General features: G+C 51.0%; 16 protein-coding genes. 5 read left to right on the forward strand and 11 right to left on the reverse strand.

The window, feature by feature from the left end; all coding sequences use genetic code 11:
* Positions 1-91: 91 nt before the first annotated feature.
* From NSQ80_RS10825 to NSQ80_RS10840, 4 genes are all read right to left on the reverse strand, one after another.
* Entirely contained in the window at positions 92-1,579 is a 1,488-nt protein-coding gene (locus NSQ80_RS10825) for a glutamate synthase subunit beta (RefSeq protein ID WP_260070302.1), read from the reverse strand.
* Between the two features lie 171 nt (positions 1,580-1,750).
* Positions 1,751-2,236 (reverse strand): dihydrofolate reductase, encoded by a 486-nt coding sequence (locus NSQ80_RS10830; RefSeq protein ID WP_009226174.1) that lies wholly within the window; start codon positions 2,234-2,236, stop codon positions 1,751-1,753.
* Positions 2,237-2,266: 30 nt separating this feature from the next.
* Positions 2,267-3,061 (reverse strand): thymidylate synthase, encoded by a 795-nt coding sequence (thyA, locus tag NSQ80_RS10835; RefSeq protein WP_009226175.1) that lies wholly within the window; start codon positions 3,059-3,061, stop codon positions 2,267-2,269.
* Between the two features lie 103 nt (positions 3,062-3,164).
* Entirely contained in the window at positions 3,165-4,619 is a 1,455-nt protein-coding gene (locus NSQ80_RS10840) for an alkaline phosphatase family protein (RefSeq protein ID WP_339298958.1), read from the reverse strand.
* A 445-nt stretch (positions 4,620-5,064) separates the two neighbouring features.
* Here NSQ80_RS10840 and NSQ80_RS10845 point away from each other — a divergent pair, with 445 nt between their 5' ends.
* On the forward strand, positions 5,065-5,838 hold the full coding sequence (locus NSQ80_RS10845; protein WP_260070304.1) for a hypothetical protein: 774 nt from the start codon (positions 5,065-5,067) through the stop codon (positions 5,836-5,838).
* A gap of 7 nt (positions 5,839-5,845) precedes the next feature.
* Here the strand turns inward: NSQ80_RS10845 and NSQ80_RS10850 are convergent, their stop codons facing one another.
* Both NSQ80_RS10850 and NSQ80_RS10855 read right to left on the reverse strand, forming a co-directional pair.
* Positions 5,846-6,310 carry a hypothetical protein gene (locus tag NSQ80_RS10850; protein ID WP_036646035.1) on the reverse strand — a complete coding sequence of 155 codons (465 nt, stop codon included), beginning with the start codon at positions 6,308-6,310 and terminating at the stop codon, positions 5,846-5,848.
* Positions 6,311-6,430: 120 nt separating this feature from the next.
* On the reverse strand, positions 6,431-7,246 hold the full coding sequence (locus NSQ80_RS10855; protein WP_232282342.1) for a hypothetical protein: 816 nt from the start codon (positions 7,244-7,246) through the stop codon (positions 6,431-6,433).
* A gap of 252 nt (positions 7,247-7,498) precedes the next feature.
* Here NSQ80_RS10855 and NSQ80_RS10860 point away from each other — a divergent pair, with 252 nt between their 5' ends.
* From NSQ80_RS10860 to NSQ80_RS10870, 3 genes are all read left to right on the forward strand, one after another.
* On the forward strand, positions 7,499-7,786 hold the full coding sequence (locus NSQ80_RS10860; protein ID WP_009226180.1) for a metalloregulator ArsR/SmtB family transcription factor: 288 nt from the start codon (positions 7,499-7,501) through the stop codon (positions 7,784-7,786).
* Positions 7,787-7,790: 4 nt separating this feature from the next.
* Positions 7,791-10,310 (forward strand): FAD-dependent oxidoreductase, encoded by a 2,520-nt coding sequence (locus NSQ80_RS10865; protein WP_339298962.1) that lies wholly within the window; start codon positions 7,791-7,793, stop codon positions 10,308-10,310.
* 110 nt (positions 10,311-10,420) lie between these two features.
* Positions 10,421-11,239, forward strand: coding sequence for a class I SAM-dependent methyltransferase (locus NSQ80_RS10870; RefSeq protein ID WP_260070307.1), 819 nt, complete (start codon positions 10,421-10,423; stop codon positions 11,237-11,239).
* Positions 11,240-11,345: 106 nt separating this feature from the next.
* On the opposite strand, the gene lpdA is transcribed toward NSQ80_RS10870, so the two are convergent.
* The 4 genes from lpdA to pdhA are packed head-to-tail and all read right to left on the reverse strand — an operon-like array spanning position 11,346 to position 16,512.
* Positions 11,346-12,761: a dihydrolipoyl dehydrogenase gene (gene lpdA / locus NSQ80_RS10875; RefSeq protein WP_009226183.1), complete on the reverse strand. Its 1,416-nt coding sequence runs from the start codon at positions 12,759-12,761 to the stop codon at positions 11,346-11,348.
* A 6-nt stretch (positions 12,762-12,767) separates the two neighbouring features.
* On the reverse strand, positions 12,768-14,387 hold the full coding sequence (locus tag NSQ80_RS10880) for a 2-oxo acid dehydrogenase subunit E2 (RefSeq protein ID WP_009226184.1): 1,620 nt from the start codon (positions 14,385-14,387) through the stop codon (positions 12,768-12,770).
* Positions 14,388-14,415: 28 nt separating this feature from the next.
* Positions 14,416-15,396, reverse strand: a complete 981-nt coding sequence (locus tag NSQ80_RS10885) for an alpha-ketoacid dehydrogenase subunit beta (RefSeq protein ID WP_009226185.1) — start codon at positions 15,394-15,396, stop codon at positions 14,416-14,418.
* Positions 15,397-15,444: 48 nt separating this feature from the next.
* A complete protein-coding gene (pdhA, locus tag NSQ80_RS10890) occupies positions 15,445-16,512 on the reverse strand; it encodes a pyruvate dehydrogenase (acetyl-transferring) E1 component subunit alpha (RefSeq protein WP_260070311.1) in 1,068 nt (355 codons plus the stop codon).
* A gap of 253 nt (positions 16,513-16,765) precedes the next feature.
* On the opposite strand from pdhA, the gene NSQ80_RS10895 reads away from it, so the two are divergent.
* Positions 16,766-17,494 (forward strand): alpha/beta hydrolase-fold protein, encoded by a 729-nt coding sequence (locus NSQ80_RS10895; protein WP_260070312.1) that lies wholly within the window; start codon positions 16,766-16,768, stop codon positions 17,492-17,494.
* 100 nt (positions 17,495-17,594) lie between these two features.
* Here the strand turns inward: NSQ80_RS10895 and NSQ80_RS10900 are convergent, their stop codons facing one another.
* Positions 17,595-18,287, reverse strand: a complete 693-nt coding sequence (locus NSQ80_RS10900; RefSeq protein WP_260070313.1) for a trimeric intracellular cation channel family protein — start codon at positions 18,285-18,287, stop codon at positions 17,595-17,597.
* Between the last annotated feature and the right edge of the window lie 119 nt (positions 18,288-18,406).

Below are 18,406 nucleotides of genomic sequence, written 5' to 3' on the forward strand. Positions count from 1 at the left end.
CCGCGCTACGCGCAGCTCTAGTAAGCTAGTACCTATTATAGCATATTGACCCAGGATCGTCCTGTCAAAATGTTGTGGTTCGTAAGCGGGATTATACCAGCACCGTCGAACCCATCAGATATTTATCCACTTCACGTGCCGCCGCTCTGCCTTCGTTGATCGCCCAAACGACCAAGCTTTGGCCCCGGCGCATATCGCCAGCCGCAAACACTTTCTCGACATTGGTTTTGAATTGACCGTATTTCGCCTTCACGTTCGTACGGCGATCTCTCTCGAGTCCCAGCTCATCCGCGATCGTCGATTCCGGACCGTCGAACCCGATCGCAATCAGCGCCAGTTGCGCTGGGAAGACGCGCTCGGTTCCCGGAATCGGCTTGTAGATTTTGCGTCCGGTCTCGTCGACAATCCGCTGAATTTGCACGGTGTGCAGTTCCTTCAGGTTGCCGTTTTCGTCGCCGACAAATTTTGTCGTCATGATCGAGAATTCCCGAGGATCTTTACCAAACAATGCTTTCGCTTCTTCTTGGGCATAATCGAGCGTGTACACGTTCGGGAATTGCGGCCAAGGGTTGTTGATCGGATCCCGTTCCAGCGGAGCTTTCGCGTGGGTACCGAATTGTGTGACACTGCGGCAACCGTGGCGCAGCGCCGTCGCTACGCAGTCAGAGCCGGTGTCCCCGCCTCCGATGACGATAACATCCTTCCCTTCCGCGGACAAATAGTTCCCGTCGGTTAATCCGGAATCCAGGTAGCTCTTAATCGTGCCGTTCAAGAAGGGCATCGCATAATGTACCCCGTTCAAATCGCTGCCTTCGATATTAAATTCACGTGGTTTGGTTGCCCCTCCGCAGAGCACCACCGCGTCGTATTCATCGACAAGCTGCTTAGCTTTGATATCTTTGCCGATTTCCGTGTTCGTAACGAATTTCACGCCCTCGGCAGCCAGCAAATCCACGCGGCGCTGGACAATCGCTTTATCCAGCTTCATCGTCGGAATCCCGTACACCAGGAGACCGCCGATTCGGTCTGCGCGCTCATAGACCGTCACTTCATGGCCCGCTTTGTTTAATTGGGCGGCGCAAGCAAGACCGGCTGGTCCGGAGCCGACAATGGCTACTCTACGGCCTGTCCGCTTCTCCGGAGGTTCAGGAACAACCCAGCCTTCTTCGAACCCTTTATCAATAATCGCCTGTTCAATCGTCTTGATCGTGACTGGCTCACCGATCAGACCTACGGTACAGGAGCCTTCACAAGGCGCAGGGCAAACCCGTCCCGTAAATTCCGGGAAGTTGTTGGTTTTGTGCAAACGGTCCAGCGCTTCTTTCCAGAGATTACGGTAAACCAGGTTATTCCACTCCGGAATCAAGTTGTGTACTGGGCATCCCGCTGTCCCGCCGGCCATATCAATGCCCGTGTGGCAATAAGGCGTGCCGCAGTCCATGCAGCGTGCGCCTTGGATGCGCAGATCCTCCTCAGACATATGTTTATGAAATTCTTCCCAATCCTTCACCCGTTCGGACGGGCTCCGGTCCCCGGGAAGTTCGCGCTTGAACTCCATAAATCCTGTTGGTGTAGACATCACAAGTTCCCCCATCCGTTATCATGTCACATGATATAAAAAGTCGGCGAGTCACCCCATACGGGCGATCGAAAACTTTTCATACGCCGTCATCAATGTATCTTGATGTTAGCATTCGGGGGAAATGTTATTAATGGATTAATGATATGATAATTTGTACTTATTATCACATCATTTGCGGCGTTCATAAGTGAGAAAGCGGTAATCATAGGGATTCTTCTCGTCCTGTACTCCCTGCTCCTCATGGACTAATTCAAAATCTTCCCATGAGAAGTCAGGGAAAAATACGTCCCCTTCGATATCCTCTTCGATTCGGGTCACGATCAGCCGATCAGCGAGCGGCAGGAAATGCTTGAACACGCCCGCACCGCCGATAATCATCAGTTCTCCCCGCTCCGCGTAGGTTAACGCTTCCTCCACGGAATGGACGACATCCGCGCCTTCCGCCTTGTAGGACGGATCCGCGGTCATCACGACACTGTGCCGGTTCGGAAGCGGCTTGCTGCCCATGGATTCCCAAGTCTTGCGGCCCATCACGATCGTTTTTCCTGTCGTATTCGCTTTAAAAAACTTTAGATCCGCCGGCAGTCTCCAGGGCAGCTGATTGTTCCGGCCAATGACCCCATTTCTGGACATCGCCCAAATTAGCGTGATCATCCCGATCGATCCCTCCATCCTCCGTAAATTTTATACAGCAACCGTTGCTTTGATCGTCGGGTGATACTGGTAATCGATAAATTCGAAATCCTCGTATTTATAGTCGAAGATCGAGTCCGGTTTCCGTTTAATCACCAGCTTTGGCAATGGATAAGGCTCGCGTTCCAATTGGGTTTTTACCTGCTCGATATGGTTGTTGTAAATATGCACGTCTCCGCCGGACCAGATGAACTCGCCAACCTCAAGGTCGCATTGCTGGGCGATCATGTGGGTGAGCAGCGCGTAACTAGCGATATTAAACGGCAGGCCAAGGAAAGTGTCCACCGAACGCATCGTCAGCATACAAGACAGCTTGCCGTTTGCAACATAAAATTGAAAAACGAAATGGCATGGCGGCAGCTTCATTTGGTCTACCTCAGCTACGTTCCAGGCGCTTACCAGGTGGCGGCGAGAATCCGGATTTTTCTTGATCGCTTCAACCACGTTTGCGATTTGATCGATTTTCCGGCCGTCCGGGGCTTCCCAAGAGCGCCATTGCGACCCATACACCGGGCCGAGGTCGCCGTTCTCATCCGCCCACTCGTCCCAAATCCGAACGCCATGTTCCTTCAGATAAGCGATATTCGTATCGCCGCGCAAAAACCACAGCAGCTCGTGGATCACCGATTTCAAATGAATCCGTTTGGTCGTTACCAGCGGAAAGCCTTCGCTTAAGTCAAACCGCAGCTGCCGGCCGAAGACCGATCGTGTCCCGACACCGGTCCGATCCTCTTTGGGCGTTCCGTTCTTCAGAACATCCTCCAGCAAATCCAAATATTTTCTCATGATTCTAACACCCCGTCACATTGGTCTACTAATCCATCCTATTATAGCAGACTTCCTCGGCTTTTGAATGAGTTGATGCCCAATTTGTGTCACCCTCTCCGATTTATTTACGGCTTTCCGTCTGCAGCAAATCTAGCAAGTAAGCCTTTAAATCGACGATACGCAAAAAATCCGGCCTCTTCTCCGTTCCGTAGATGATCAGAGGCACCAGCGAAGCTGACGCATCCAGGCCCCCATGAGCCCCGCCTCCAGCATGCGTGGGCGCTCCGGCTTCCGCGAGCTCATAACCCGGTTTGGCGGTGACGATGAGAAATCTCCCTTCATGGGATTGCAGGGCGCCTTGTAAGCGACGCAGTGGATCTGGATATTTTCCATACGTAATCCGGAGTGGCCCGGCATGCCCGGTGCCGTTCTCCCGCTTCAAATCGAGAATCCGTTCCACCCCTTGCACGGTCCAGGATTGATTGTAGGGATCCTGCAAATCCCCGCCTGCTTTGAATCTCATCGATGCCGGATCCCCTGCTTTCACACAGTGAATCCAGCCATCTTCCTGCCAGGTAATGATGTCGATTCGCGGGTCGCTCCTCAGCACATCGGCGATTTCCTTCAGCGGCATCTCAGGTTTCAAAATGTAGACATAGGCCATCGTATCGTTTACAGCAAGGGTAATTTCCGTAGACTGGTCGATGGCTTCGCCAGTCGGCAGCACGTGATACCGCTGTAACAGCTTGGGCAAATAAATCACCGGCTGTTGGTCTTTGGGCAACACTTGGCTCATTCCACTATCTCCCGCAACGATCAGAATCGTATCGTTGGGCGCTTGCGCTTGAGATTCGTAAGCCTCCAGCAACTCGCTTAGGCGCTGGTCCGTCTCCTTGATTCCTTCACGATCTGTAAGGCCGTGTTTGTGCAACTTTCCATCCAGGTCAGGCAAATAAATCAGCAAAAAATCCGGCAGTTGACCGGTTTGGATCAAGTATTTTGCAACTCCAATTGCATATCGATCATTAAAGCCCATCCGGTCCGCAGGCCCGTCAGGCAAATCCGTCACCCCGTCAAGAGGGTTCGACAATGCCCCGAAAGCCAGAAAATCCGGCCCTTTCACTTGAAAAGGCAATGCCAGCGGAACAAGCCCGCGTAACGGTTGCGGCAAGTCGATTTGGTGTTCCGTCATCCCTCGGTAAACCAATCCGTTAACCGACCCGGAGGTGAAGCCCCTCCGCTTCAAATCCTCATATAGGGTCGGCAGATCGGGATTCAAGTGCTTTCCATTCAAATCCTTTAACGCATGAGTCAAAACCGATTTCGTTCCGCGGCGCAAAACTTCAAAGGGACCAGAGCCATAACCGATAACTCTCTTGCCATGATGCGGATACCAGGTTAAGCCCGGCACATGATGAGCATCCGGATGGCGTCCGGTAAGCAGCGTACTGTCGATCGATATCGACATAGTCGGAAAGGAGCTAATCATATCGGGATAATATTGGCCATGCTGCATGAGATATTGAAAGGTGGGAAGCTCATTGTGCTCAATTCCGCGTTGAATCGATTGGTCCATGAGGGAGTCGACCAGAACAAAAATGACCTTTTTCTTGCCAGTGGAGGGTTCGTTTATCGATTGGATATGTAGTAGATCCGGTTCTTTAGGAATGGGGGTTGGACGGCATCCGCCCAACAGCAGACCTAAAACAACGAACGGAAGCCAGAAATAGCATCGCCCGCACCGCGAGAAATTGCATAGCATGTTGCTCACCAGCCTTAAAGTTTAAACATAGTATGTCATTTCTTCCTATGTAAATACCTCGAACCCGTTCATCTAGAACGTGAGTTCGTATAGAGGATTGACTTTTGGTGCCTGGTAGTTTATAGTTAAATATGCCAAAATCATATAGATTCAAGCGAGTGAAGCACCTCGCAAGTCAGGCGAAATCGCCTTTCTTGCCAGGTGCTTTTTTGCGTTCCTATGAGGATGGCAAATTCGTATAGGTGGGAGTTGACGGTTTATGAAGTGGAGAAATTCGATCAGACTGCTGTTGCTGGCGGTAATTACGATTTCGCTGATGATGAGCGGAACCCGACCAATGTATGCCGCAAGCTCTTGGGAAGCGGCCTTGAGCGGGATTGATGCGATGTATGATGGGTTAACCGCTGTACAAACGCTGGTCAAACAGGAAAGCCTTGAAATTTCAGCACTGCGCAAGAAGAATAATGACGCTTTGGCAGCAATCAATGCGAAGCTCAAAGCCATCGATCAAGCCACAATCACTCGCCTGACTCAGGAATCCGAATCATTGCAGCGGAAGCATGCCTCACTGTTGGAAGAGTACAAATCTTTGGGCAAGCAGGTTTCGGCAGCCAAGATACGCAAAGATAAGAAATCGGCGGATCTGCTGGAATTGAAGCGCAATCAGCTGAAGCCCGCAGCAACGGCTGCTTCAGCGGAAATCAAAGCGAAGAAGGATGCGCTGGCCGCTGCGAAGAAAGCGAAAGCCGCCAAAGTCAAAGTCGTTAAAGACGCGCTCGCCCCCGTACAAACGTTAAAAAAGCAGATCACCGCCGAAAACAAATCCGTCGCCGCCGCGCGAAAACACCTTTCGGCGGCTGATAAACGATATAAGGCCAGCGTCAAGCGAGGCGACGCCATTGTTGCAGCATTGGAGCTCAAGATTGTGTATGATCAAACGAAAACCATTCACACCTCTTTAACGAAAGTGTACGATTGGGAAAAACAAATCTCCCGGACCATCACCAACGCTTCTGCGAAGCTGCCTAAATAGAGGGGGGTCACGATTCAGCAGTTAAGCTAAGCTCCAAAGTTCCGCGGACTCCTTCGTCTTCGTATCGGATTTTGATCATTAAGGTTTCATTGATTATATCGGTAACCGGAACGTCATATTGCTCCGTCGTAGATGAATGTTTGTAAATTCCCATGGAATATACGGCGGCACATATGCGGTCCTCGGGAGGCGGCTCCTTACGAACAATGGTGATGGAGCTTCCACAGTCGGCAATAATATTTACCATCGTTCCCGTTTTGTTCGTTAAGGTGACTTCCAAACGATATTCCGACCCGTCCTCCGATCGGGTTGCGTTGGCCGTGACTTTCAGGATCTCGTCCTCGATTTGTCCGGCCAACCGTTCGGGATACACTGGGGCTGTTTCCTCGTGTGGGGCTAGCGTCCGGTTCCCCATCAACAGGCTGAACAGCAGGTAGATCAGATAAAAGATAGACGAGCTTCGAGCGAGCATGGGCAATCCTCCAAACTTTTCCTTCATTTCTCCTGTCGGTTCTATTGACGATTAACAAAGCCAATAGGTTGCCGACAGGAGAAGACGGAGGAACTTTGTTTGGAATTATCTCATAGATGCTTACAAAGGAGCCGTATATCTACCGTATCGGGTTTCAAGTTCGATTAACCGATCTTTCTCTCCATGCAGGAATAACACATTGATCCCTTCCGCCCCATACCATTCCAACCCTATTAATATCCCTTTACCGGTAGTTTGGGCCGCAAACAGAAAGGAAAACATCTCCGGGGTCACTTCCCCCTGGTCATCTACCCGCCAGACGCTATTCGTATCCTCGGCAACAGCGGGATAGTCTAGGACGACAACTCCATGGTCCCGCACGAGGACGAAACTAAACAACTGGTTCTTCCCGTCCGGCTGAAATAACGCCAAATACAGTTTCGCATCCGAACCAACCTCCACTAGACTCCAGAGTTGCCGAATTGTTCTGTCCTTCTCGGATTCAAGCTTCTCGCGTAGAGGTTCATCCATTACCGAGCGTCCATCGGTAACGACGTTCAATAAGGAATCCAGCGGGATGTCCTGCGGTTGGAAGAGATAATACGTCGCATTCGGTTGTGCCGTACCTTCGGTCACAGTGAAGATATCCCCGGACAAATGCGCGAAATTGTAGGAAGTGTCTCTTCCTGAACCTGCGCCGTCTCCTCTTTGCCATGTATCGTAGGTGACGGGTAGCACAACTCCGTTCTCGCCAATTGCATGGGTGATTTGAGCCAGCTGCTCCTGCTGCCCCTCTTCCTCCCCGGCCACGATGATCCGGCTTCCAGTTTCGTCAGCAAATCCGAAGATCCCCTTCAATTGATCCGGATCTACTTCAGCAGGAAGCACCGGAGTAGACGATAATTGACCTTCCCCATTGTGATCTTGTTTGGTCATGGACGGTTGCTCCATCTCTGTGCCTGTATAACCCCCATTGTCCTGTGCTTCTGGATCACAACCAGCCACAATCAAAGTCAATAGCATGAATAAGAACCTACCAGCTTTCTGCATGCAAAAGGCACCTCCGGGTTTGACGTGCTCTCTAACTACTGTATCTAACGCATGTTGTGCTTATAAGTTGCAAAATGCATTGTTATATCGTAATATTACGATATAGTGATTGATAGGATATTAATGAGGTGAACCTACATGGATTACAATTTCAAAGCCTATCAGGAAACAGCAGAAATGCTGAAAGCCTTGGCGCATCCGGTTCGGTTATGTATCGTCCGCGGTTTGTTGGATAAGAAGCAATGCAATGTGACGTACATGCAGGAGTGCTTGGATCTGCCGCAATCGACCGTATCCCAGCACCTGCAGAAGCTGCGCAGCTTAGGTATCGTTGAAGCTGAACGCAACGGATTGGAAGTCAATTATCATTTGGCGAATGAGCGAGTCATTAAACTGGTTCGCCATCTGTTCGAGGAGGAACAATAATCCGATGAGCAAAAAGGTAATTATTGTCGGAGGCGTTGCCGGCGGAGCCTCTGCGGCCGCAAGACTTCGCCGTCTGGATGAAGAAGCGCATATCATCATGTTTGAACGGGACCCCTATATTTCGTTCGCGAACTGCGGGCTCCCCTACTACATCGGCGATTCGATCAAGGAACGCTCGAAGCTGTTGGTGCAAACACCGGAAGCGATGCAGCGCCGTTTTAACATCGATGTCCGCACGGAAAGCGAAGTGATCGGGATCGATCCGGCGACCAAAACCGTGCTGGTCCGCAGCAAAGAACGCGGCGAATACCGCGAAAGCTACGATGCCTTGATTTTGTCGCCCGGCGCGAAACCCATCCGTCCGAATCTTCCCGGCATCAATAGCAGCCGTATTCATACACTGCGGAATATACCGGACACCGACCGCCTGAAACAAAGGGTTGTGGATGAGCACGCAGGTTCGGCCATTGTGATCGGCGGCGGTTTTATCGGCGTCGAAATGGCCGAGAATTTAAGAGAAATCGGGCTTGAAGTGACGTTAATTGAAGGCGGTCCGCAAATTCTGGCACCGTTTGATCCCGAAATGGCGGGAGTCCTAGCCAAAGAGCTGGAGAATCACGGCGTGAAGCTGCGATTGTCGCAGACCATCACCTCGTTTACGGAGCAAGGCAACCGGATTACGGTGCACACTTCGGACGGGCGCGAAAGTACTGCTGATTTCGTTGTATTGGCGATTGGCGTAAAGCCGGATACCGCTTTTCTGAAGGATACCGGCATCGAACTTGGACCAAGAGGACATATTCTCGTAAACGATAAGCTGGAAACGAGCATTCCTGACATTTATGCCGTGGGGGACGCTGTTGAAGTCGTTGATTTCGTCAATGGCTCGAAAACAGCGATCCCGCTCGCCGGACCTGCCAACAAGCAAGGACGGATCGCTGCGGACAACGTCTGCGGTCTAGGAACCACCTATAAAGGCTCGCAAGGCACGTCCATTATCAAAGTATTTGGACTTACCGGAGCGGCTACCGGGAACAATGAGAAAACACTCCAACGGATGGGCATCCCATACCATGTCACCGTGGTTCATCCTAACTCCCATGCCTCCTATTATCCCGGCGCTACCCCGCTCTCGATCAAGCTGTTGTTTCAGCCTGACGGAACGGTACTGGGCGCGCAAGCCGTTGGATATGACGGGGTAGATAAACGGATTGACGACATCGCCACGGTGATACGATTCCGCGGAACGGTAGCGGATTTGGCCGAGCTGGAGCTGGCTTATGCCCCTCCCTACTCCTCGGCAAAGGATCCGGTCAACATGGCGGCGTATACCGCCGAGAACATCTTGAGCGAAAGAGTTCGCGTGTTTGTGCCTCAGGATTTGGCGACCCGGGATGAACAAACCACCATGTTGGTTGATGTTCGTTCAGAGCTGGAGCATGCCAACGGACATATTCCCGGCTCCCTGCTGATCCCGGTCGATGAGTTACGTGATCGCTTGTATGAGCTGGACCCGAACAAGGAAATTTGGGTCTACTGCCAAGTAGGGCTGCGCGGATATACCGCTTCTCGGATTCTGCAGCAAAAAGGTTATAAAGTACGCAACCTAACCGGCGGTTACAAGCTGTATCAAATGGCCAATTACCAGCCTGGTCAGGCAAATTCACAGGAGCTTCCCGCAGATCATACGGCAAAAATGGAGATCGCCGCTGCGGAGACAGTCCCGGCCGAACCACAGACTGAGCGGCATTCGGCGACGTCATTCGAAGCCCAAGCCAAGCAGCATGCCGATGCGGAGCTCGACGCCTGCGGGTTGTGCTGTCCGGGTCCGTTGATTCAGGTCAAACAAGCGATGGACCGTTTGGAAGCCGGACAAATTCTGCACGTAACCGCATCGGATCCGGGTTTCTATGAGGATGTGCAGGCATGGGCCGCCATGTCCAAACATCAGATGCTCCAGGTCGCCAAGCGTGCGGATGGCATCATCGAAGCCTATTTGCGCAAGGAAAACCCGGTTCAGCCTGAGGCTGCTGCGGCGCAGCCGGCGTCCTCGCCGGAAGGCTCGACGATGATCGTATTCAGCGGTGATCTGGACAAGGCGATCGCTTCGTTTATTATCGCCAATGGCGCAGCGGCCAGCGGCAAAAAAGTCACGTTGTTCTTCACCTTCTGGGGACTGAACATTCTTCGCAAGACGGAAAAGGTTCCCGTCGCCAAAACCTTCATCGGCCGCATGTTTGGCATGATGATGCCGCGCGGCAGCCGCAAATTGTCCCTTTCCCGCATGAACATGCTCGGACTCGGGGCGAAGATGATTCGGGGCGTGATGAAACAGAACAACGTCTCGTCCTTGGAGGAATTGATGGCCAGCGCCATGGAGCAAGGGGTTGAAATCGTGGCCTGCCAAATGTCCATGGATTTGATGGGCATACGCCAAGAAGAGTTGATCGACGGGGTCAAAATCGGCGGAGTTGGCTATTATTTAGGTAAGGCCGATCAATCGGGCATTAATTTGTTTATTTAAATGCAAAGGGTTCTTGGTCTACGCGGCCGAGAACCTTTTTTTTGCTAGGCTTTTTTGCGGTATAATCGGTAATAACCTTCGTCTTGCGTATGAAAAAGGAGAGTTGTCTAATGAGCGAACAAATCCGTCAAAACAACATTGAACGTTTCAGCGGGTTCAGTGATCTGTATGACCAGAGCCGACCCAAGGCTCCGGTTGATTTAATTGGCATCCTCACGATGTATTTAGGCCGCAGCCCGGAGGTCATTGCAGATGTCGGTTGCGGTACCGGTCTCTCCTCCTTTATCTGGCTGGATCATGCGAAGCAAATCGTCGGGATTGAACCCAACGATGATATGCGCGCCGTAGCGATGAACCGCTGGCAGGAACTCGGCGGTCCAAAGCAGCTTCAATTTGTTAAAGGCTTGTCTTATGAACTGCCTTTGGAAGACTCCTCCGTTGATCTGGTCACTTGCTCGCAATCCTTTCACTGGATGGACCCGCAACCGACACTGCAAGAATTCGCCAGGGTATTGCGTCCTGGAGGCATTTTTGCCGCATACGATTGCGATTGGCCGCCGGTCGCCTCGCCCCAGCTTGAGCAAGCCTATGAAGAGCTCATTCAACTGGGTGACAAACGAGCCAGCGAACTAAGTGAAACCGGGAAGGAAGCCTATAAATGGCCCAAAGATCAGCATTTACAGCAAATCCGCAAGAGCGGCCTGTTCCGATATTCCCGTGAGATCGTCTTTCACCATTGGGAGGACTGTGATGCCGATCGGTATGCGAACTTGGCCCTCAGTCAAGGCGGATTGCAAACCGCCTTGAAATTAGGCGCGGACGAAATTGCTGCCGCTGCCGAGCAATTTCGCGCACGAGTGAAACAGGGATTTGGCGGAGAAAGTCGACGTATCCTGTTTGGCTATCGGATGCGGCTTGGAGTGAAATGAAGTCAAAACCAGCAAAAAAAAGGGGCAAGACCGTAACATCGGTCTTGCCCAACATATTTAGGAGATGAACCACTTCTAGAAGAAGTGGGAAAGACGTACGCTAAACTTAGCGAGAGATGACGTGGATTGGATGACCTTCGACCAGCTCTGCAGTTTCCATTACGATTTCGCCCAAGGTTGGGTGAGCATGGATGGTCAGCGAGATATCTTCGAGCGTTGCACCCATTTCAACCGCAAGACCCAACTCAGCGATCAGGTTGGATGCTTCGATCCCGACGACTTGCGCGCCGAGTACAACATGGTTATCCGCGTTAGCAACGATCTTGATGAAGCCGTCAGGCTGATTCAGAGAAGTTGCGCGACCGTTGCCCGCAAACGGGAACTTGCCGGCTTTGACTTTGTAGCCCTTCTCTTTCGCTTCCGACTCCGTCAGACCTACGCTGGCGCATTCTGGATCGGTAAATACGACCGCTGGGATCGCTTTGTAATCCACCACGGAAGGAAGTCCCGCGATGGCTTCTGCCGCAACTTTCCCTTCATAGGAAGCTTTATGCGCAAGCGCAGGGCCAGCTACGATATCGCCGATCGCAAAGATTTTCGGGTTGCTGGTGCGGCCTTGATGGTCAACTTTAACCAAACCGCGGTCAGTCAACTCAACGCCGGCCAGATCCAGACCCAAATCGCCGTCGGTGTTCGGACGACGTCCAACCGTTACCAGCAAGTAATCGGCGGTAACTTCTTTGCTTTCGCCGTTTACGGAATATTTCACCGTAACGTTCTTATCGGTTTGTTCTGCACTTTCGGCTTTAGCATTCGTCACGATTTCAATGCCGGTTTTCGCCATGTTCTTGGCAACCAGACGAGTCATGTCTTTATCAAAGCCAGGCAGTACCGTATCCATACCTTCAATGATCGTCACTTTCGTGCCGAATTTGGAGTACATTTGGCCGAGTTCGGCACCGATATATCCACCGCCGATAACGATGAGGCTGCTTGGAACTTCTTGCAGCTCCAGCGCTTCCGTCGAGGACAGGATGCGTCCGCCAAACGGGAAGGCTTTCAGCTCGATTGGACGGGAGCCGGTTGCCAAAATGCAATGCTTGAAGCGATAACGCGGCGATTCATGATCGTTGAAGCAGCGAGCTTCGTTTTCATTGATAAACATCACTTCACCGTTGAAAACTTCGATCTTGTTGCCTTTCAGCAGGCCGGTAACGCCTTGGGTCATCTTCTTAACGACACTGCTTTTGAATTCCTGGGTTTTCTTGAAGTCTACGGTCACCTTCTCCGCTTTTACCCCAAACACCTCTGCATGTTGAGCAGATTCGTATTGGTGAGCTGCCGCGATCAGCGCTTTGGACGGGATACAACCACGGTTCAAGCAAACACCGCCAAGCTCGGCTTTGTCGACGATGAGCACTTTTTGCCCGAGTTGGGCGGCACGAATGGCCGCCACATATCCGCCGGGACCTGCCCCAACAACTAATGTATCAATATCAATAGAAGCATCTCCTACTACCATTGACGATTACACCTCCATAACGAGCAGCTCTGGGTTAGCGAGCAGCTGTTTGATATAGTTCATAAAGTTCTGTGCTGTTGCACCATCGATCAGACGGTGGTCGAAGCTAAGCGACAAGGCCATAACCGGTGCAGCAACGATTTCGCCGTTCTTAACCACCGGTTTTTCGGTGATGCGGCCGGTACCAAGGATCGCTACTTCAGGGTAGTTGATAATCGGCGTAAAGAACATACCGCCAGCAGAACCGATGTTCGTGATCGAAATCGTGCTGCCCTTCATTTCGTGAGGTGCCAGTTTGCCTTCGCGGCCGCGGGATGCCAGGTCTTTGATCGCTTCGGCGATCATCCATATGCTCTTCCGATCCGCATCTTTAATGACCGGAACGATCAAGCCGTTATCGGTGTCGGTTGCGATCCCGATGTTGTAGTATTTCTTATAAACGATCTCATTGTTCGCTTCATCGATCGAAGCGTTCAGAGCCGGGAATTGACGGGAAGCGGCCACCAGCGCTTTAACGATGAATGGAAGATAAGTGACTTTAATGCCTTTCTTCTCGGCGATTGGTTTCATGCGAGTACGGAAAGCAACCAGTTCCGTAACATCCACTTCATCCATAATGGTAACATGCGGAGCCGTGTAAGCCGATTTCACCATCGCGTTGGAAATCGCTTTGCGGATACCCTTGAACGGAACGCGTTCTTCTTCGCCCTCTGTTGCGATCGCTGTTGGTGCAGCGGCAGCAGGCGCTTTTGCAGTTTGGGCTGGAGCAGCGGCTTGTGCAGGTGCAGCAGCTTGAGCTGGAGCAGCGGCGGCAGCTCCGCCTTTCTTGAAGTTGTCAACGTCTTCCTTCGTGATTTTACCGGCTTTCCCTGTCCCTGGTACCAGCGACAAGTCAACGCCTTGCTCGCGAGCATATTTGCGTACGCCAGGCGTAGCGAGGATCTCACGGTTTGGAGCTGCAGGAGCTGCGGCTGCGGCCGGTGCGCTTGCTGCAGCAGCAGGAGCGTCATGACCTTGTGCAGGTGCTGCGGCTTGTTCAGGCAGATCGCCTTCGGCATCGATGATGGCGACGACTTCGCCTACGCGGAAGATCGCACCGTCTTTGCCGAACACTTCAAGAACCGTACCGTTAACTGGACATGGTACTTCAACGACCGCTTTGTCGTTTTGGACTTCCATAATGATGTCTTCGTCCGTTACCTTGTCGCCCGGTTTAATATGCATTTTGATAATTTCGCCTTCATGCAAACCTTCGCCAAGCTCAGGGAAGCGGTACTCGAATTTAGACGAAGAAGCTGCTTGCGGAGCCGGAGCTGCTGCTGGAGCAGCTGAAGCGCTTGCTTCAGCCGCTGGAGCTGGAGCACCTTCTTGTTCAGGAATATCGCCTTCAGCTTCGATGACGGCAACAACTTCGCCTACACGGAACACAGCACCGTCTTTACCAAACACTTCTTGTACAACACCGTTCACAGGACATGGTACTTCAACAATCGCTTTGTCGTTTTGTACCTCCATGATGATATCTTCATCCGTTACTTTGTCCCCTGGCTTGATATGCATTTTGATGATTTCACCTTCATGCAAGCCTTCGCCTAGTTCAGGGAACCGATATTCAAACTTCGCCACAGGAAAGACCTCCTATTTGTTCTTCGATTTAGAATTCCAGCACTTTGTTAACACCATCGATCACGCGAGCCGGAGACGGCAGCCATTGATCTTCGATTTGCGCGAACGGATAAACGGTATCCGGTGGAGCGATACGCAGTACAGGAGCTTCCAGGTGCAGAATCGCTTTCTCGTTAATTTGCGCGATGACTTCCGCAGCGATACCGGCCGATTTTTGCGCTTCTTGAACGATGATAGCGCGATTCGTTTTCTTCACAGAGGCAATAATCGTTTCGATGTCGAGCGGCACGAGGGTGCGCAGGTCGATCACTTCAGCTTTAATGCCTTTGGTTTTTTCCAATTCTTCAGCAGCTTTAACTGCGGTATGAACCATAAGACCGTATGCAAGAATCGTTACATCGGAACCTTCGCGAACGACTTTGGCTTTGCCCAGTTCAACGGTATATTCACCTTCCGGCACTTCTTCGCGGAACGCATGGTACAGGTTCAAGTGTTCCATGAAGAATACAGGATCGTTATCGCGGATCGCAGAGATCAACAGACCTTTCGCGTCATAAGGGTTCGAAGGAACGACCAGCTTGATCCCCGGAGTTTGGGCGATCAGGCCTTCCAAAGCGTCGGTATGCAACTCAGCCGCTTTAACGCCGCCGCCAAACGGAGTACGGAACACGATCGGGGAATGATAACGTCCGCCGGAACGGTAACGCATCCGGGCCGCTTGTACAAGAATTTGGTCCAATGCTTCAAAAATAAAGCCAACAAACTGAATTTCCGCAATTGGACGGAAGCCTTGAATCCCCAAGCCTACCGCCAAACCGCCAATAGCGGATTCTGCGAGAGGCGTATCCATTACGCGCTCTTCCCCGAATTCTTTTTGCAGACCTTCTGTTACACGGAACACCCCGCCGACATTACCTACGTCTTCGCCGAAAATCAGAACATTTGGATCGCGTTGCAGTTCGACGCGCAAGGCGTCGCGAATCGCTTCTTTCATATTCATTTGTGCCATTGCTTGTATCCTCCTCTATAGAACGATCAGACTAATTTACACGTACGTTTATTGAAAATCGGCCTTTTGCTCTTCCAGGTGTTTAGGCGTTACTTCAAACATGCTGTCGATCAGGCCAGGAATTGTCATTTTTTCCGTTTGTTCTGCTTTCTTAATATGCTCGTTTACTTTCGCTTTCGCTTCTTCTTTCACACGAGCGGTATCTTCTTCGGTCCAAAGACCCTTCTTCTCCAAATATTTAGCCAGACGAGCGATCGGGTCTTTCTCGCTCCATTGACCTTCTTCTTCCTTCGTCCGGTATTTCGAAGTGTCGTCAGACAGGGAGTGTGGACGGAAACGATAAGTTACGGCTTCAATCAAAGTAGCGCCTTCCCCGTTGCGGGCACGTTCAGCAGCTTCACGCACGGCGCTGATAACTGCAAATACGTCCATCCCGTCGATTTTCACGCCGCGGATCCCAGCAGCAACTGCTTTGTGCGCGATCGACAAAGCTGCAGTTTGTTTGGAGAACGGTGTCGTGATGGCATAACCGTTGTTTTGCACGAAGAAAATAACCGGCAGTTTAAATACGCCAGCGTAGTTCAATGCTTCGTAGAAATCGCCTTCGGAAGAACCGCCGTCACCGGTGTAAGTGATAACGACTTGTTTTTGCTTTTTGAGCTTGTAGCCCATGGCGATCCCCATTGCATGCAATACTTGTGCGCCGATGATGATTTGCGGCATAAGTACGTTAACGCCTTCCGGAATTTGTCCGCCATGTTGATGGCCGCGGGAATACAGGAAAGCTTGATACAGTGGAAGTCCATGCCATACGAGCTGCGGCATATCGCGGTAACCCGGGCAGATGAAGTCCTCTTTATCCAGCGCAAATTCACTACCTACCATTGTCGCTTCTTGCCCGGAAACTGGAGCATAAAATCCGAGGCGGCCTTGGCGGCCCAAGTTGATCGCACGTTCGTCCCAAGTACGGGTAAATACCATGCGATACATCAATTCTTTTAATTCATCGTCGGACAGAGCCGGTACTTTATCTTTGTTAACGATTTCACCGTCTGGCGAGAGCACGGTCAAAGCTTCTACTTCTTCCGTGTATACTTCATAAGGAATCTTGCTCATTTTTTTCACCTCGACTGAATATTTGATTAACTTGTTCCTCTGTTATAGAATTATTATACTCCTGTTTCATTCTAGAAGTCAAAGGAATTAAGGGTTGTTGTGTTATATTTTTATCTTTGTGTATGTAACAGTTTTGGGAAATTAGTATAACACAGATCTATTTTGTGGTAAGCTAGCGATATCCTGCATCATGCTAAATGTTACTTGATTCAACATCCAAAAGCAAAATCTATCGTACGGAGTGTGTAGAACTATGACAGATTCGAAATATTTGAAACGAACCGTTGTCAAAGAGGAAATCCATAGCCAGTTCTTAGGAGAGAAACGTTATCTGCGCGTGTATCTGCCTCCAGGTTATAACGAAATCCTCAGTTATCCTGTCGTTTACTGTCAGGACGGCGAGGAGTTCTTCAATTTCGGACGAATTGCGACACATGCCAATCGACTGATCTTAGATGAAGGGATCGAGCCGTTCATCATTGTTGGCATTGAAGTAAATACTGCAGTGCGCACAGAAGAATATGCCCCGTTCGGAAACCGTTTTGAGGCCTATACCCGCTGTTTCACGGAAGAAATTATTCCCTTCATCGAACGCAATTATCCGGTTCGTCGTGAACCCGAGGAAAGGGTGCTGGCTGGTGACTCTTTAGGGGCAACTGTCTCCCTTCATCTGGCTATGAAAAATCCGAAACTGTTTTCCAAAATCATCAGCTTGTCCGGCGCCTACTATGAACCATCTCTGAAGATTCTCGCTCAAGAGACCGATCTCTCCTATTTGTCGCTCTTCATGATCGTGGGATTGCAAGAGGATCATTATACAACGGATACAGGCACCTATAATTTTGTTGAGTTAAATCGCAAAGCCAAGGCCTTACTTGAAGAACGCGGAGCCCGCGTCACCTATTTCGAGAAGGACGGGAAACATTTATGGGGATTTTGGCAGCAAGAGCTGCCTGATGCGCTGGTACACTTCTTAAAATAACGCTTTCATATCCAGAAAAATGGGAGGCTGTCCAAGGTAGAACCTTCATCTACTTCGGACAGCCTCTCTTGATGTCTTTCTGCATGGTCTCTTATGCGCGTTAAGGAGTCTGATCCTGCACAATAGCCCGCTCAGAACTGGACTTTGTTTTAGTCTTAGGCTTCGCTTCCGTTCCAATATAGATATCCCCTGTTGTTAGTGACCGTCTAGGCAGCTTCCATTTATAATGGACGGATAACATCCGGAAGAAGACGACAGCCGCAAACAACAAAATCAATTCCACAGTTGAAACGAACCACCCCATCCCAACTGCCAGCCCTGCCAGCATCGCCCATACCGCATAGATTTCGTCGCGCAGCACCAGCGGTTTACGCCCGGCCAGCAAATCGCGGATAATACCGCCCCCGATACCGGTCAACACCGCCGCCACCAGCACCGCGCTCATCGGATGCTTCATGTCCGTGGCATACAATGCCCCTTGAATTGCAAAAGCCGACAAACCAATCGCATCGAACAGGACCTCCGTCCGTTTCCAACGACGAACCCATGGCATCGGCAGCACGAAGGCAACAAACACGGACATCACGGCCAACATAATTAAATCCCCTTGCCCCCATAACGTCGTTACCGGGACGCCGATCAAGACATTGCGGATGATCCCGCCGCCAAACGCCGTCACCAAACCCAGCACCAGCACGCCGAGGATGTCGTACTCCTCTTCCATCGCCACGAACGCGCCGGACATCGCAAACGCTACCGTCCCGATGATGCTAAAAATCTCAAAGATGTGCATCTCTTCCGTCCTTCTCTGCCTTTCATTGTCAGCTTTTTATTTATCAATCCCCATTGTAGGCCCACAAGTGGAAATTGTGCAACCCTAAAATCTGAATTATACTAACGAAAGCAGAAGAT

It is taken from the genome of Paenibacillus sp. FSL K6-2441 (genome assembly GCF_037964765.1).
In the GTDB taxonomy this organism is placed as follows: domain Bacteria; phylum Bacillota; class Bacilli; order Paenibacillales; family Paenibacillaceae; genus Fontibacillus; species Fontibacillus phoenicis.